The organism is Streptomyces sp. NPDC048291 (assembly GCF_043201715.1).
Classification (GTDB): Bacteria; Actinomycetota; Actinomycetes; order Streptomycetales; family Streptomycetaceae; genus Streptomyces.
In genome coordinates, this window is record NZ_JBICZC010000013.1 from 327,257 (window position 1) to 342,425 (window position 15,169).

Annotated in this window: 13 protein-coding genes; 9 read left to right on the plus strand and 4 right to left on the minus strand. The window is 70.2% G+C overall.

What is annotated here, in order from left to right; all coding sequences use genetic code 11:
• Nucleotides 1-39 precede the first annotated feature (39 nt).
• Nucleotides 40-1,236, minus strand: coding sequence for an adenosine deaminase (locus ACGF5O_RS34130; protein ID WP_393813741.1), 1,197 nt, complete (start codon nucleotides 1,234-1,236; stop codon nucleotides 40-42).
• 37 nt (nucleotides 1,237-1,273) lie between these two features.
• Between ACGF5O_RS34130 and ACGF5O_RS34135 the strand changes: the two genes are divergently transcribed.
• Nucleotides 1,274-2,047: a DUF4190 domain-containing protein gene (locus tag ACGF5O_RS34135; RefSeq protein ID WP_393813742.1), complete on the plus strand. Its 774-nt coding sequence runs from the start codon at nucleotides 1,274-1,276 to the stop codon at nucleotides 2,045-2,047.
• A gap of 201 nt (nucleotides 2,048-2,248) precedes the next feature.
• On the opposite strand, the gene ACGF5O_RS34140 is transcribed toward ACGF5O_RS34135, so the two are convergent.
• Complete coding sequence (locus ACGF5O_RS34140) at nucleotides 2,249-2,812, minus strand: NADAR family protein (RefSeq protein WP_393813743.1); 564 nt, start codon at nucleotides 2,810-2,812, stop codon at nucleotides 2,249-2,251.
• 209 nt (nucleotides 2,813-3,021) lie between these two features.
• Here ACGF5O_RS34140 and ACGF5O_RS34145 point away from each other — a divergent pair, with 209 nt between their 5' ends.
• From ACGF5O_RS34145 to ACGF5O_RS34180, 8 genes are all read left to right on the plus strand, one after another.
• Nucleotides 3,022-4,557, plus strand: a complete 1,536-nt coding sequence (locus ACGF5O_RS34145; protein WP_393813744.1) for a gamma-aminobutyraldehyde dehydrogenase — start codon at nucleotides 3,022-3,024, stop codon at nucleotides 4,555-4,557.
• A gap of 54 nt (nucleotides 4,558-4,611) precedes the next feature.
• Nucleotides 4,612-5,847, plus strand: a complete 1,236-nt coding sequence (locus tag ACGF5O_RS34150; RefSeq protein ID WP_393813745.1) for a PotD/PotF family extracellular solute-binding protein — start codon at nucleotides 4,612-4,614, stop codon at nucleotides 5,845-5,847.
• Nucleotides 5,848-5,854: 7 nt separating this feature from the next.
• A complete protein-coding gene (locus ACGF5O_RS34155; protein ID WP_393813746.1) occupies nucleotides 5,855-7,018 on the plus strand; it encodes an ABC transporter ATP-binding protein in 1,164 nt (387 codons plus the stop codon).
• The gene (locus ACGF5O_RS34160) at nucleotides 7,018-7,944 is read left to right on the plus strand and encodes an ABC transporter permease (protein WP_393813747.1); all 927 of its coding nucleotides are present in this window, start codon (nucleotides 7,018-7,020) and stop codon (nucleotides 7,942-7,944) included. The genes ACGF5O_RS34155 and ACGF5O_RS34160 overlap by 1 nt, the downstream gene beginning before the upstream one ends.
• Nucleotides 7,945-8,745: an ABC transporter permease gene (locus ACGF5O_RS34165; RefSeq protein WP_393813748.1), complete on the plus strand. Its 801-nt coding sequence runs from the start codon at nucleotides 7,945-7,947 to the stop codon at nucleotides 8,743-8,745.
• A 33-nt stretch (nucleotides 8,746-8,778) separates the two neighbouring features.
• Nucleotides 8,779-10,206: an NAD(P)/FAD-dependent oxidoreductase gene (locus tag ACGF5O_RS34170; RefSeq protein ID WP_393813749.1), complete on the plus strand. Its 1,428-nt coding sequence runs from the start codon at nucleotides 8,779-8,781 to the stop codon at nucleotides 10,204-10,206.
• Between the two features lie 127 nt (nucleotides 10,207-10,333).
• Nucleotides 10,334-10,780: a hypothetical protein gene (locus ACGF5O_RS34175; RefSeq protein ID WP_393813750.1), complete on the plus strand. Its 447-nt coding sequence runs from the start codon at nucleotides 10,334-10,336 to the stop codon at nucleotides 10,778-10,780.
• A 241-nt stretch (nucleotides 10,781-11,021) separates the two neighbouring features.
• On the plus strand, nucleotides 11,022-12,788 hold the full coding sequence (locus ACGF5O_RS34180; protein ID WP_393813751.1) for a chitinase: 1,767 nt from the start codon (nucleotides 11,022-11,024) through the stop codon (nucleotides 12,786-12,788).
• On the opposite strand, the gene ACGF5O_RS34185 is transcribed toward ACGF5O_RS34180, so the two are convergent.
• Both ACGF5O_RS34185 and gabT read right to left on the minus strand, forming a co-directional pair.
• Entirely contained in the window at nucleotides 12,727-13,584 is an 858-nt protein-coding gene (locus ACGF5O_RS34185; protein ID WP_393813752.1) for a phosphatase PAP2 family protein, read from the minus strand. The genes ACGF5O_RS34180 and ACGF5O_RS34185 overlap by 62 nt on opposite strands.
• Before the next feature lie 222 nt (nucleotides 13,585-13,806).
• Nucleotides 13,807-15,141, minus strand: a complete 1,335-nt coding sequence (gabT, locus tag ACGF5O_RS34190) for a 4-aminobutyrate--2-oxoglutarate transaminase (RefSeq protein WP_393813753.1) — start codon at nucleotides 15,139-15,141, stop codon at nucleotides 13,807-13,809.
• Between the last annotated feature and the right edge of the window lie 28 nt (nucleotides 15,142-15,169).

Here is a 15,169-nt window from a genome sequence, read left to right on the forward strand (position 1 = left end):
GACGCGGTGCGGGACTGGGCGCACTCGGTGCGGGGCTCGTCAGGGGGCGAGCCACGCCTTCGTGTACGCGTCGATCTCGGCGGAGATCCTCGCCTTGCCGGGCACGTCCAGGAAGGACGCCTCCACGGCGTTCTTCGCGAGGTCCGCGAGGCCGCGCTCGTCGAGGCCGAGGAGACGGGCGGCGACCGCGTACTCGTTGTTGAGGTCGGTGCCGAACATCGGCGGGTCGTCGGAGTTGACCGTGACCAGGACACCGGCGGCCACGAAGTCCTTGATCGGGTGCTCTTCGAGGGTGCGGACCGCGCGGGTGGCGATGTTGGAGGTCGGGCACACCTCCAGCGCGATGCGGTGCTCGGCGAGATGGGCGAGGAGCTTCGGGTCCTGCGCGGAGCTGGTGCCGTGGCCGATGCGCTCGGCGCCCAGGTGGGTCAGCGCGTCCCAGACCGTGCCGGGTCCCGTGGTCTCGCCCGCGTGCGGGACGGAGCGCAGGCCGGCCGCGATCGCCCGGTCGAAGTACGGCTTGAACTGAGGCCGGGGCACGCCGATCTCGGGTCCGCCGAGACCGAACGAGACCAGGCCCTCCGGCCGCAGCCGGTCGTCGGTCGCCAGCCGGACCGTCTCCTCGGCGGCCTCAAGACCCGCCTCGCCCGGGATGTCGAAGCACCAGCGCAGCACCGTGCCGAACTCGGCCTCCGCCGCCTTCCGCGCGTCCTCGATCGCGTCCATGAAGGCCCGCGCGTCGATCCCGCGCCGGGTGGACGAGAACGGGGTGACCGTCAGCTCGGCGTACCGCACCTGCTGGCGGGTCAGGTCGCGGGCCACCTCGTAGGTGAGCAGCCGCACGTCCTCGGGCGTGCGGATCAGGTCGACCACCGACAGATAGACCTCGATGAAGTGCGCGAAGTCCGTGAACGTGAAGTAGTCGGCCAGGGCCTCGGGGTCGGTCGGGACCTTGGAGTCGGGGTGCCGGGCGGCCAGTTCCGACACGATGCGGGGGGAGGCGGAGCCGACGTGGTGGACGTGCAGTTCGGCCTTCGGCAGTCCGGCGACGAAGGCGTGCACGTCGCGCGGGGCGGCGGGGTCGGTGTGGCGGTCGGTCAAGGGTTCCTCCCCGGAACGGCGCGGGCCGCCTACGGCGGGGTACGGCCGTGGGGCCCTGCGCGGTGATCGGCTGATCGGTGACTCGGGCTCATGGTAGGCCGGGCCGGGATCCGGCAAGGGGGCGGGCCGTAGCATGACGGCGGCATGCGCGCAGGAGAGGGGACATCGCACGATGGCTGACGAGGTGCCGGAGGCTCCGAAGGTACGGCTGGACAAGGGGGAGGCCGCGGGGGAGGGGGCCGGGGTGGAGGTGGAGGCGCCGGTGGCGACGCCGTCCGTCCATGGGCAGACGGTTCATGAGCAGTCGGTCCACGAGCAAGGGACGGTGGCGGCGATACCCGGGCCGTCCGCCGCCCCGCCGCCGCAGGGCTGGGCCAACCCCTTCGCCGCGCCGTCCGACACGCCCCCGGCTCCGCCGGTGAACCCCTTCGCGGCGCCGGACCCCGCCGGGCCGCCGCCCAATCCCTACGCCCCGCCTGCGGCGCAGCAGCCGCAGCAGCCGCGGAGTGCGGCGGTGCCGCCTCCGCCGATCGCGCCGAACGGGCCGGGGCCGGTCCCGTACGGCTACCCCGGCGTCCCCGGTCCCGGCGGCGCGCCGGTGCCGGGGTACGGCTATCCCGGACAGCCGCTGCCGCCGTATCCGGCCGGGCCCGGGGGGTACGGCGGCTGGGCGGGGATGCAGCCGATGCCGAACAACGGGCTGGGGACGGCCTCCATGGTGACCGGGATCATCAGCGCGATCGGGTTCTGCCTGGCGCCGGTGGCGCTGGTGATGGGGGTGCTGGCGATCGTGTTCGGGTCGATCGGGCGGGGGCGGGTGAAGCGGGGGGAGGCGACGAACGGTGGGCAGGCGCTGGCCGGGATCATCTGCGGGTCGGCGGGGCTGGTGCTTGCCGGTGCGTTCATCACGTTGATCGTGGTGGCGGGGAGCCAGGGGAGCCAATAGCCCCGGCGGTTCGGTGGGTGGTCGGGTGCGGGCGAGTGGGGGCTGGTCGCGCAGTTCCCCGCGCCCCCTTTAGGCAGGGACGGTTCGGTCGGGGAGAAGCGTCGCGTCCCTTTAGGCAGGGACGGTTCGGTCCGTGAGAAGCGCCGCGTCTCCTTGGGCGGGGCCGGTCCCGTCGGACGCCAGCGTTGCCCCTGTATCGCCCTACGCCCCCGCCGCCCTCAGCTGCTCCCGTGCCTCCATCAACGCGAACCCCAAAAGGTTCAGCCCCCGCCACCGTCCCGGGTCCTCCGCCGCCGGGTCCGTCGCCGCGAGGCCGATGCCCCATATGCGGTCCACCGGGCTCGCCTCCACCAGGACGCGGTCGCCGGTGGCCAGGAGGTAGTCGCGCAGCTCGGGCTCGGCGGCGAACTTGTGGGCGCTGCCCTCGGCGACGATCCGGAAGCGCTCCCGCGTCCATATCGGCTCGTCGAAGCCCCGGACCAGTCGGCCCGCCTTCTTCGCCTCGGCGGGGTGGGCCGCGGCGAGGACCGCCCGTTCCGCCTCCGGGTCCCCGAAGAGTCGGGCCTTTCCCGCCATCATCCAGTGCTCGGCGGTCGCGTACTCGACACCGTCGACCACGAAGGGTGACGGCCACCACTGGCTCAGGCAGCTCGCCGAGACCTGCCCGTCGGGACGCGGTCGGTGTCCCCAGAAGTGCAGGTACTTGATCCCGGCCCCCGCCTGGACCGCCCTGATCAGGGCCTCCACAGAATCGATCTTCGCCATGCACGCCAGTCTGGCAGCCACCACTGACACTCCGTCCTGCCTTTTCACCGCCGACTCGACACCTGGTCGACAGATTCCGTCGCGTAACCAAAAGGCAACAACGGAATCACTTGTTGGTCGCCCCCTGCTCTGTCAGGATCGGCAGTCAAATCCAGCTGGAGCTACGCCACCCGCCTCTCGGGACGGGGTGACGGCGGAGGAGAAGCGACATGGACAACCCGGGCACCGCCACCCCGGAGACCTTCCCCGCGCAGGAGCGGCTCGCGGGCGGCGCGCAGTACATCGCGGGCCGGTTCGCCAAGGGCACGTCAGGCCGTACGCACGCCGTCGTAGACCCGGCCACCGGCGCGGACGTGTACACGTACGAGCTGGCCGGCACCGAGGACGTCGACCGGGCCGTGGCCGCCGCGCGGGCCGCCTTCCCCGGCTGGGCCGGGACCACGCCCGGCGACCGGTCGGACGCGCTGCACCGGTTCGCCGCCGTGCTCGCCGACCGCGCCGAGGAATTCGCCCGTGCCGAGTCCCTCCAGTGCGGCAAGCCGCTGAAGCTGACCCGTGAGTTCGACGTGCCGGGGACCATCGACAACACCGCGTTCTTCGCGGGGGCCGCCCGGCACCTCCAGGGCCAGGCCGCCGCCGAGTACTCCGGCGACCACACGTCGTACGTCCGCCGCGAGCCCATCGGTGTCGTCGGCTCCATCGCGCCCTGGAACTATCCGCTCCAGATGGCCGCCTGGAAGATCCTCCCGGCGATCGCCGCCGGCAACACGATCGTGCTGAAGCCGGCCGAGCTGACCCCGCTGACCTCGCTGCTCTTCGCGGAGGCCGCCACGCTCGCCGGTATCCCGGACGGCGTGATCAACATCGTCACCGGGACGGGAAAGGTGGCCGGCGAGCATCTCGTCGGACACCCCGACGTGGCCATGACCTCCTTCACCGGGTCCACGGGCGTGGGGAAGCGGGTCGCCGAGGTCGCCACCGCGACCGTGAAGCGGCTGCACCTGGAGCTCGGCGGCAAGGCGCCGTTCGTGGTCTTCGACGACGCGGACCTGGAGGCGGCCGCCAACGGGGCCGTCGCGGGTGCCCTCATCAACACCGGGCAGGACTGCACCGCCGCCACGCGTGCGTACGTGCAGCGGCCGCTCTACGACGCGTTCGTCGAGCGGACGGCCGCCCTGATGGAGACCGTGCGGCTCGGGGATCCGTTCGCTCCGGGTACCGATCTCGGGCCGCTGATCTCGCACGCCCAGCGGGACCGGGTCGCAGGCTTCGTGGAGCGGGCGCGCGGCTACGCGCGCGTGGTGACCGGCGGGGAGGCTCCCGGAGGGGAGCTGAAGAGCGGCGCCTACTACCGGCCGACCCTGGTCGCCGACGCGCCGCAGGACAGCGAGATCGTCCAGTCCGAGATCTTCGGGCCGGTGCTGGTCGTTCTGCCGTTCGACAGTGATGATGAGGGGATCCGGCTGGCGAACGACACCCCGTACGGTCTGGCCGCCTCCGCGTGGACCGGCGGCGTCTACCGGGCGAACCGCGCGACGCGCGAGATCAAGGCGGGGTGCGTGTGGGTCAACGACCACATTCCGATCATCAGCGAGATGCCGCACGGCGGCTACAAGGCGTCCGGCTTCGGCAAGGACATGTCGGCGTACTCGTTCGAGGAGTACACCCAGGTCAAGCACGTAATGTTCGACAATACGGCGGTGGCGCGGAAGGACTGGCACCGCACGATCTTCGGGGACCGATAGTCACAGCACCGGCCGTTCGGTGAACGGCCGTCTTCCCGAAAGGGCATCTAGCGCATGAGGCAGTACGAGCCCGACCGCCCTAACCCGGTCGAAATGGCCGCCATGCGGCGCAGTCTCCGCAACGGCCGGGCCGCCCTGGCCCGCCGGTCGTTCCTGGGCGGCGCGCTCGCGGTGGGCGGCGTCGGGGCGCTGAGCGCCTGCGGCATCCCCGCGGCCGGCAAGTCCCAGGGCGGGGTCTCCGCCGACGACCACTCGGCCACGGAGAAGGTCGTCAACTTCTCCAACTGGCCCGAGTACATCGACGTCGACGACAGCGGGAAGACCCACCCCACGCTGGACGCGTTCCGCAAGCGGACCGGCATCACGGTGAAGTACACCGAGGACATCAACGACAACGACGAGTTCTTCGGCAAGATCCAGCCGCAGCTCGCCGCAGGCCAGGACACCGGCCGGGACCTGATCGTCCTCACCGACTGGCTGGCCGCCCGCATGATCCGGCTCGGCTACGTCCAGAAGCTGGACGCGTCGAACCTGCCGCACGCCTTCGCCAACCTGTCGGACCAGTTCCGCAGCCCCGACTGGGACCCGGGCCGGGCCTACTCGTACGTGTGGCAGGGCATCTCCACGGTCGTCGCCTTCAACAAGAAGGCGCTGAACGGCGTCGAGGTGAAGTCGGTCTCCGACCTGCTCGACAACCCCGCGCTCAAGGGCCGGGTCGGCCTGCTGACCGAGATGCGCGACACCGTCGGCATGACCATGCTCGACATGGGCATCGACCCGGGGAAGTTCACCGACGACAACTACGACGCGGTGATCGCGCGCCTCCAGAAGGCCGTCGACAAGGGGCAGATCCGCCGGTTCACCGGCAACGACTACACCTCGGACCTCAGCAAGGGCGACCTGGCCGCCTGTGTCGCCTGGGGCGGCGACATCGTGCAGCTCCAGGCCGACAACCCGGACGTCGCCTACGTCATCCCGGACAGCGGCTACATGACGTCGACCGACAACCTGCTGATCCCGAACAAGGCGCGCCACAAGACGAACGCCGAGCGGCTCATCGACTACTACTACGAGCCCGAACCGGCCGCCCAGCTCTCCGCCTACGTCAACTACGTCAGCCCCGTCGCGGACGTGCAGCCGTACCTCGCCAAGATCGACAAGGGGGCGGCGAGCAACCCGCTGATCGTCCCCGACAAGGCCATGCAGGCCAAGTCCCACGCCTTCCGAGCCCTCAGCTCGAAGGAAGAGACGGCCTACCAGCAGAAGTTCGCGAAGCTCACAGGGGCGTGACGACACCATGACGACAGACAGCAGCGGCGACGTCCGCCTCACCGGCATCGGCAAGACCTACGACAACGGCTTCACCGCCGTCCAGCCGATGGACCTGACCGTGCCGCAGGGCTCCTTCTTCGCCCTCCTTGGTGCCTCCGGGTGCGGCAAGACCACCACCCTGCGCATGATCGCGGGCCTGGAGGAGCCGACCACCGGCACCGTGCACCTCGGCGACCAGGACGTCACCCATCTGCCGCCGTACAAGAGGCCGGTGAACACGGTCTTCCAGTCGTACGCCCTCTTCCCGCACCTCGACATCTTCGAGAACGTCGCCTTCGGCCTGCGCCGGCGCGGCATCAAGAGCGTGAAGAAGCAGGTCGAGGACATGCTGGAGCTGGTCCAGCTCGGCGAGCAGGCGCGCAAGAAGCCGCACCAGCTCTCCGGCGGCCAGCAGCAGCGTGTCGCGGTGGCGCGGGCGCTGATCAACCACCCCAAGGTGCTCCTGCTCGACGAGCCGCTCGGCGCCCTCGACCTCAAGCTGCGCCGCCAGATGCAGCTGGAGCTCAAGCGGATCCAGACCGAGGTCGGCATCACCTTCGTGCACGTCACGCACGACCAGGAGGAGGCCATGACCATGGCCGACACGGTCGCCGTGATGAACGCGGGCCGCGTCGAGCAGCTCGGCTCGCCCGCCGACCTCTACGAGAACCCGAACACCACCTTCGTCGCCAACTTCCTCGGCACCTCGAACCTGATCGAGGCCGAGGTCGACACGAAGAACGGCGACGACATCATCCTCAAGGCCGGCGGCGGCAAGCTGGTGCTGCCCGAGGCGCGATGTTCGGCGCCCACCACGACCGGCGGCAAGGTGCTGGTCGGCATCCGCCCCGAGAAGATCTCCCTCACCCACGCCGACGACGCGGGCTCCATCCCCGAGGGCCGCAACCGCATCACCGGCAAGGTGGCCGACGCCAGTTTCATCGGCGTCTCCACGCAGTACGTCATCGACAGCGCGGTCTGCCCCGAGTTCGCGGTGTACGTGCAGAACGTCGAGCGCGACGGACGCCTCGTCCCCGGCGCCGACGTCGTCCTGCACTGGAGCCCGGCGCACACCTTCGGTCTCGACGCCGCCCAGTCCCTGCTTGCTGGGACAGTGGGCTCCGCCGGCACCGAGGAGGAGGCGGCCTGATGGCCACGCTGACGGAAGCGCCGCCGCCGCTGGCGCCGGCCCCCGAGAAGAAGCCCCCGCGCAAGCGCGGCCGGTTCACCCCCTACTGGCTGCTGCTCCCCGGCATCCTGTGGCTGGTCATCTTCTTCGCCCTGCCGATGATCTACCAGGGGTCCACGTCGATCCAGACGGGTTCCCTGGAAGAGGGCTACAAGGTCACCTGGCACTTCGCGACCTACTGGGACGCGCTCAGCGAGTACTGGCCGCAGTTCCTGCGGTCCGTCTTCTACGCGGCGGCGGCCACGGTCCTGTGCCTGCTGCTCGGCTACCCGCTGGCGTATCTCATCGCCTTCCGTGCGGGGCGCTGGCGGAACCTGATCATGATCCTGGTGATCGCGCCGTTCTTCACCAGCTTCCTGATCCGCACCCTGGCCTGGAAGACGATCCTCGCCGACAACGGCCCGGTCGTGCACGTGCTGAACTCGCTGCACATCCTGAGCGTCACCGACTTCCTCGGCTGGACGGCCGGCGACCGCGTCCTGGCCACACCACTGGCCGTCGTCTGCGGTCTGACGTACAACTTCCTGCCGTTCATGATCCTGCCGCTCTACACCTCGCTGGAGCGCATCGACGGCCGGCTGCACGAGGCCGCCGGCGACCTGTACGCCAAGCCGTGGACGACGTTCCGCAAGGTCACCTTCCCGCTGTCGATGCCGGGCGTGGTCTCCGGCACGCTGCTGACCTTCATCCCGGCGGCCGGTGACTACGTCAACGCCGAACTCCTCGGCTCGACCGACACCCGCATGATCGGAAACGTGATCCAGACGCAGTTCCTGCGGATCCTCGACTATCCGACGGCCGCCGCGCTCTCCTTCATCCTCATGGCCGCGATCCTCGCCATGGTCACCATCTACATCCGCCGGTCCGGGACGGAGGATCTGGTCTAAATGCCCTTCGTCAACTGGCTCAAGAAGCATCTGGTCGTCATCGCGGGACTGGTGACCCTCGGATATCTCCTGCTCCCGAACGTCATCGTCACGGTGTTCTCCTTCAACAAACCGAAGGGGCGCTTCAACTACGAATGGCAGCAGTTCTCGCTGGACGCCTGGAAGCAGCCGTGCGGGGTCGCCGACATGTGCGGCTCGCTCTCCATCAGCCTCCGGATCGCCGCCCTGGCGACGATCGGCGCCACCGTCCTCGGCACGATGATCGCCTTCGCGCTGGTCCGCTACCGGTTCCGCGCCCGCGGCGCCGTGAACTCGCTGATCTTCCTGCCGATGGCCATGCCCGAGGTCGTCATGGCGGCCTCGCTGCTCACCCTGTTCCTCAACATGGGCGCCCAGCTGGGCTTCTACACCATCCTGATCGCCCACATCATGTTCTGCCTCAGCTTCGTCGTCACCGCGGTCAAGGCGCGCGTGATGTCGATGGACCCGCGCCTGGAGGAGGCGGCCCGCGACCTCTACGCCGGACCGGTGCAGACGTTCGTCAGGGTCACCCTCCCCATCGCGGCCCCCGGAATCGCGGCGGGCGCGCTGCTGTCCTTCGCGCTCTCCTTCGACGATTTCATCATCACCAATTTCAACGCGGGCTCCACCGTCACCTTCCCCATGTTCGTCTGGGGTTCGGCACAGCGCGGCACGCCCGTCCAGATCAACGTCATCGGTACGGCCATGTTCCTCGTCGCCGTACTGCTCGTCCTGGTATCGATGCTCGTCAACAGCCGCCGCAACAGGCAAAAGGCATAGCCCTTTAACTGACTCTGTAGGGAGTTGAAAATCATGGCCCCAAGCGCCATGAGCCGTCAGGCAAATTGGACCAAGTCTCTCTCCGAAGCACAGCCGGTGTCGTACTGGCTGGAAGACCCCGGCAAGCCCCACCCCGAGCCCGCGCTGACCGGCGCCGACACCTGCGACCTGCTGGTCGTCGGCGGCGGCTACAGCGGACTGTGGACCGCGCTCAACGCCAAGGAGCGCGACCCCGGGCGCGAGGTGGTCCTGCTGGAAGGCCACGAGGTGGGCTGGGCCGCCTCGGGCCGCAACGGCGGCTTCTGCGCCGCCTCCCTCACCCACGGACTGCCCAACGGGCTCGCCCGCTGGCCCGACGAGATCCGCACACTCCAGGAGCTGGGCCGGCGCAACCTCGACGAGATCGAGGCCGCCGTCGCCCGGCACGGCATCGACTGCGAGTTCGAGCGCACCGGCGAGATCGACGTCGCCACCGAGACCTACCAGGCGTGGGAACTGCGCGACTGGCACAGGCAACTGGAGCAGCAGGGCCTCGCGGACGACATCGAGTTCCTCGACGCCGACGCGGTGCGCGCCCAGGTCGCCTCGCCCACCTTCGAGGCGGGCCTCTGGGACCGGCGGGGCGTGGCCATGCTCCACCCGGCCAAGCTCGCCTGGGGCCTCAAGCAGGCCTGCCTCGCGCTCGGCGTCCGGGTGTACGAGCACACGCCCGCCCTGGCCCTGAAGGCCTACGGCGCCGGCATGGCCGTACGCACCCCGTACGGCTCGGTCCGCGCCCGGCAGGTCGCGCTCGCCACCAACATCTTCCCGAACCTGGTCAAGCGGGTCCGCGCCTATACCGTCCCGGTCTACGACTACGCCCTGATGACCGAACCGCTCACCGCCGAGCAGCTCGGCGCGATCGGCTGGAAGAACCGGCAGGGCCTCGGCGACTCCGCCAACCAGTTCCACTACTTCCGCCTCTCGGCCGACAACCGCATCCTGTGGGGCGGCTACGACGCCATCCACCACTACGGCGGCCGGGTGCGCCGGGAGTACGACGACCGTCCGGAGACCTACGCCAAGCTCGCCGGGCACTTCTTCACCTGCTTCCCGCAGCTGGAGGGCGTCCGCTTCAGCCACGCATGGGGCGGCGCGATCGACACCTGCTCCCGCTTCTCGGCGTTCTTCGGCACCGCGCACCAGGGGCGGGTCGCGTACGCGGCCGGGTACACCGGCCTCGGTGTCGGCGCGACCCGGTTCGGCGCCGACGTGATGCTGGACCTGCTGGCCGGGGAGGAGACCGAGCGCACCCGGCTTGAGATGGTCCGCAAGAAGCCGCTGCCGTTCCCGCCCGAGCCGTTCGCCTGGACGGGCATCGCCCTCACCAAGTGGTCGCTGGCCCGCGCCGACGCCCATGGCGGCCGTCGCAACCTGTGGCTGCGGGCGATGGACCGGCTGGGGCTGGGCTTCGACAGCTGAGCCGCCTCGGTATGTGATCCAGGTCACTTGAATACGGTGCCGAAACCCGCGTAATGCCCCTGGAGGACCTCCCTCTCTCCCCGTGACGCGACGCCCGCGTCGACGAGCGAGATGGGGAGGTCTTCTGATGACTGGGGCGAAGACGGCGGTCGAGTGGCTGGCATCCGTCGCACCGGATCCCGAGGCCTGCCGCTGGGAATGGGAGCGCAACCCGCGTGGGGTCGCGCTGCTGCCCGCCGGCAGGGCCTGGGACGTGCTGATCCTGCCGGGTGGACTCGGCTATCCGACCCTCGACGTGCTCACCCGCGTCCTCGACCAGCCGGGGCCCGTCCTGGCCGACTTCGGGGACAACCGGGTGGGCTTCTTCGTGCCGCCCGGCACGGCCGCCCGGTGGCTCGGCACCGGGATCCGCACGGCGGGTACCGGCACCTGGATCGTCGTGCCGTATCCCGGCCGGGCGACCCAGGGGGTGCGGTGGCTGGTGGCGCCGGACGGGTCGGGGACGCTGACGGATCCGGCGTTGCTGGAGCTGGCGATGCACGAGGCTGCCGCCGGCTTGGCCGACGGTGAGTAGCCGTCGTGGCGGGTGCGGTCGGCGGTCGGGTGCGGCGGCGTCGTGGCTGGTCGCGCCCACGCGGCGGAGCCGCAAATGTCACAGCCCCGCGCCCCTGAAGGGGCGCGCTGCCGGGCCGTCGGTAGATCGGTGCCGTAGCTCTTGACAGGTGAATTGGTCTGGACCAAGTTGAGTGCGCACCTCACCTCCAAATCCCCCATCCCCGGAGGCACTTGTGGTTCGCGCGAGACCTGTCCTCACCATGCTCACGGCCGCGTTGCTGGCCGTGCCCGGTATCACCGCGCTCTCGTCGGCCGCCCGTGCGGCCGACGCGGACCTCGCCGTCAACGGCGGATTCGAGTCGGGCCTGTCCGGCTGGACCTGTACGGCGGGCAGCGGTACGACGGTCAACTCGCCTGTGCACGGCGGAAGTTCCGCGCTGCAGGCGACCCCGGCAGGCAGTGACAACGCCCAGTGCGCGCAGACCGTGACGGTCAAGCCGGGTTCGCAGTACACCCTGTCCGGTTACGTCCGCGGCTCCTACGTCTACCTCGGCGCGAGCGGCACCGGCACCACCGACGTCTCCACCTGGACCCAGTCCGCCCCCGACTGGCAGAAGCTCACGACCACCTTCACCACCGGCGCCTCGACCACCAAGGTCACCATCTACACCCACGGCTGGTACGGCACCGGCGCCTACTACGCCGACGACGTGTCGCTGGTCGGGCCGGGTGCCTCCGCGGGCCAGCCGCCGGCCGCGCCCACCGGGCTGAAGGCCGGGACCGTCACGTCCTCCAGCGTGGCCCTGTCCTGGGCCGCGGTCACCGGCGCGACGAGCTACGCGGTCTACCGGGACGGGGCGAAGGTCCAGACGGCGACCGGGACCTCGGCGACCGTGACCGGGCTGAACCCGTCGACGGCGTACGGCTTCCAGGTCACCGCCGTGAACGACGCCGGCGAGTCCGCGAAGTCGGCCGCGGTGACGGCGACCACGACCGCCGGTTCCTCCGGCGACCTGCCCACCCACGCCCTGGTCGGCTACCTCCACTCCTCCTTCGCCAACGGATCCGGGTACACCCGGCTCGCCGACGTCCCCGACAGCTGGGACGTCATCGACCTGGCCTTCGGCGAACCGACCTCGGCCACCTCCGGGGACATCCGCTTCAACCGCTGCCCGGTCACCGAGTGCCCGAACGTGGAAAGCGACGCCGACTTCAAGGCGGCGATCAAGGCCAAGCAGGCGGCCGGCAAGAAGGTGCTGATATCGATCGGCGGCGCCAACGGCCAGGTGCAGCTGACCACCACGGCCGCGCGGGACGCCTTCGTCTCCTCCGTCTCGAACATCATCGACACCTACGGCCTCGACGGCCTCGACATCGACTTCGAGGGCCACTCGCTCTCCCTGGACGCGAGCGACACGGACTTCAGGAACCCGACGACCCCGGTGATCGTCAACCTCATCTCCGCCCTGAAGACCCTGAAGGCGAAGTACGGGTCGAAGTTCGTGCTGTCGATGGCGCCCGAGACGTTCTTCGTGCAGATGGGCTACCAGTACTACGGCACCGGCAAGTGGGGCGGCCAGGACCCGCGCTGCGGGGCGTACCTCCCGGTCATCTACGCCCTCCGCGACGACCTGACCCTGCTGCACGTCCAGGACTACAACTCGGGCCCGATCATGGGCCTCGACAACCAGTACCACTCCATGGGCGGCGCCGACTTCCACATCGCCATGACCGACATGCTGCTCACCGGCTTCCCGGTGGCCGGCGACGCCGGCAACGTCTTCCCGCCGCTGCGCCCCGACCAGATCGCGATCGGCATGCCGGCGTCGGTCAACGCGGGCAACGGCTACGTGGCGCCGTCCGAGGTCACCAAGGCACTGGACTGCCTGACGAAGAAGACCAACTGCGGCTCGTACACCACCCACGGCACCTGGCCGGCCCTGCGCGGCCTGATGACCTGGTCGGTCAACTGGGACCGGTTCTCGAACTGGGAGTTCCAGAAGAACTTCGACGCGTACTTCGGCTGAGCAGCAGCCGTAGCGACGTCAGCAGGACGGTGGCCAGGCACCAGCTGGCCACCACGTCCAGCGGCCAGTGGTAGCCGCGGCGGACCAGGCCGTAGGAGACGCCGAGGACGAGCGCCGCGCAGACGGCGACCGTGGTGCGGCGGGCGGCGGCGGAGGTGAGCCAGGGGAGGAGGAGCAGGGTCGCGGAGCCGTACGCGATCGCCGCCGTCGCCGTGTGGCCGGAGGGGAAGTAGCCGACAGCCGGGGGCACCACGGGGGTCCCCGGACGGGCGGTCCACTCCTTGAGCGGCACGACGACCGCCGGGACGAGGGCCATCAGGACGGCGGCGGCCGTGGGCGGCAGCCACCACCGGTCTGTACCAGTGGCACGGCCGCGCCGGGCGACCCACGCGATGACGAGGACCAGGACCGGGACCGCGACCTGCGCGTTCCCGAGGTCGGAGAGGAGCTCGGAGAACCGGTCCGGGTGGACGAGTGCGCTGCTCAGGCGGCTGTCCAGGCGGAGCAGGGGGCCGTGGGCCACGACCTGCCAGGTGATCAGCGCGAAGAGGAGGGCCGGAAGGCCCGGCAGTCCCAGGAGTCCCGCGAGGGGAAAACGGAGGAAGGAGGTCGGCCGCCCCGGAACAGGGGGGGTGGTTCCGAGGCGGCCGTCCGGATCGGAATGTCGCGCGCCCCGGGGGGTTTGGGGCGAGCGACCGTCCGATCGGTGAGGAGATCCGGAGCCGGAGGCACCGGTTGTGTGCGCGAGGGCACGACCAGGTCGAAGCTGGGGAGGCCCCGGCCTGAAATCGCCCACAGTCCCCTGTGGGCGGGGTGTATCTCTCATCTGGGTAGAACCTACGGCAGGGTCAGGTGCGACGACAGGCGGAATCGCGTCCCGTCATGCACCTCGCACACCTTCTTCACACGGCCCGACGGGGGCCGCCCCAGCCCCCCACATCACGCCGGACGGGAGGGGTGGGGCGGTGGTGGCACACGGGTTCGAGCCCCTTTGTGCCGACTTGGCGAACCCTGTGGCTCAGATCCGCGCGAAGGCCTGCTCGATGATGTCGAGGCCCTCGTTGAGGAGGTCGTCGCCGATGACCAGCGGGGGCAGGAAACGCAGCACGTTGCCGTAGGTGCCACAGGTCAGGACCAGCAGTCCCTCCTGGTGGCAGGCCTTGGCGAGGGCGGCGGTGGCCTCCGGGTTCGGCTCCTTGGTGGCGCGGTCCTTGACCAGCTCGATGGCGATCATCGCGCCCCGGCCGCGGACGTCGCCGATGACGTCGAACTTCTCGGCCATGGCGGCGAGCCGCGGCTTCATGATCGACTCGATGTTCTTCGCCCTGGCGTTGAGGTCGAGCTCCTTCATGGTCTCGATGGCCCCGAGCGCACCGGCGCAGGCGACCGGGTTGCCGCCGTAGGTGCCGCCGAGCCCGCCGGCGTGCGCGGCGTCCATGATCTCGGCACGGCCGGTCACGGCGGCCAGCGGCAGACCGCCGGCGATGCCCTTGGCCGTGGTGATCAGGTCCGGGACGATGCCCTCGTCCTCGCACGCGAACCACTGACCGGTACGGCAGAACCCGGACTGGATCTCGTCCGCGACGAACACGATCCCGTTGTCCGCGGCGAACTGGCTGATCGCCGGCAGGAAGCCCTTCGCCGGCTCGATGAAGCCGCCCTCGCCGAGCACCGGCTCGATGATGATCGCGGCGACGTTGTCGGCGCCGATCTGCTTGCTGATCTGGTCGATGGCCTGCTTGGCGGCCTCGGGACCGGCGTTCTCCGGGCCGGTGAGCCAGCGGTAGGCGTAGGCGACCGGGACCCGGTACACCTCGGGCGCGAACGGCCCGAAGCCGTTCTTGTACGGCATGTTCTTCGAGGTCAGCGCCATCGTGAGGTTGGTCCGGCCGTGGTAGCCGTGGTCGAAGACGACGACGGCCTGGCGCTTGGTGTACGCACGCGCGATCTTCACGGCGTTCTCGACGGCCTCGGCGCCGGAGTTGAACAGCGCCGACTTCTTGGCGTGGTCACCCGGGGTGAGCTCCGCGAGGGCCTCGGCGACCTCCACGTAGCCCTCGTACGGGGTGACCATGAAACAGGTGTGGGTGAAATCGGCCAGCTGGGCGCTCGCCCGGCGTACGACGGCCTCGGCGGAGGCGCCGACGGAGGTCACGGCGATGCCGGAACCGAAGTCGATGAGGCGGTTGCCGTCGACGTCCTCGATGATCCCGCCGCCCGCGCGCACGGTGAAGACGGGCAGCACCGAACCCACACCCTGCGCCACCGCGGCGAGACGGCGGGACTGCAGCTCCTGCGACTTCGGGCCGGGTATGGCGGTGACGACGCGACGCTCCTGCGGAAGTGCGGTCATGGGGGCTCCCTGATGAGTCGTGCGAACC

Bases quoted from the DNA above. Each gene is read 5' to 3' on its own strand.
- ACGF5O_RS34140 (WP_393813743.1), bottom strand. From the start codon at position 2,812: ATGGCGAAGATCGATTCTGTGGAGGCCCTGATCAGGGCGGTCCAGGCG.
- gabT (WP_393813753.1), bottom strand. From the start codon at position 15,141: ATGACCGCACTTCCGCAGGAGCGTCGCGTCGTCACCGCCATACCCGGC.
- ACGF5O_RS34130 (WP_393813741.1), bottom strand. From the start codon at position 1,236: ATGCTACGGCCCGCCCCCTTGCCGGATCCCGGCCCGGCCTACCATGAG.
- ACGF5O_RS34160 (WP_393813747.1), top strand. From the start codon at position 7,018: ATGGCCACGCTGACGGAAGCGCCGCCGCCGCTGGCGCCGGCCCCCGAG.
- ACGF5O_RS34155 (WP_393813746.1), top strand. From the start codon at position 5,855: ATGACGACAGACAGCAGCGGCGACGTCCGCCTCACCGGCATCGGCAAG.
- ACGF5O_RS34135 (WP_393813742.1), top strand. From the start codon at position 1,274: ATGGCTGACGAGGTGCCGGAGGCTCCGAAGGTACGGCTGGACAAGGGG.
- ACGF5O_RS34145 (WP_393813744.1), top strand. From the start codon at position 3,022: ATGGACAACCCGGGCACCGCCACCCCGGAGACCTTCCCCGCGCAGGAG.
- ACGF5O_RS34165 (WP_393813748.1), top strand. From the start codon at position 7,945: ATGCCCTTCGTCAACTGGCTCAAGAAGCATCTGGTCGTCATCGCGGGA.
- ACGF5O_RS34150 (WP_393813745.1), top strand. From the start codon at position 4,612: ATGAGGCAGTACGAGCCCGACCGCCCTAACCCGGTCGAAATGGCCGCC.
- ACGF5O_RS34170 (WP_393813749.1), top strand. From the start codon at position 8,779: ATGGCCCCAAGCGCCATGAGCCGTCAGGCAAATTGGACCAAGTCTCTC.
- ACGF5O_RS34180 (WP_393813751.1), top strand. From the start codon at position 11,022: ATGCTCACGGCCGCGTTGCTGGCCGTGCCCGGTATCACCGCGCTCTCG.
- ACGF5O_RS34175 (WP_393813750.1), top strand. From the start codon at position 10,334: ATGACTGGGGCGAAGACGGCGGTCGAGTGGCTGGCATCCGTCGCACCG.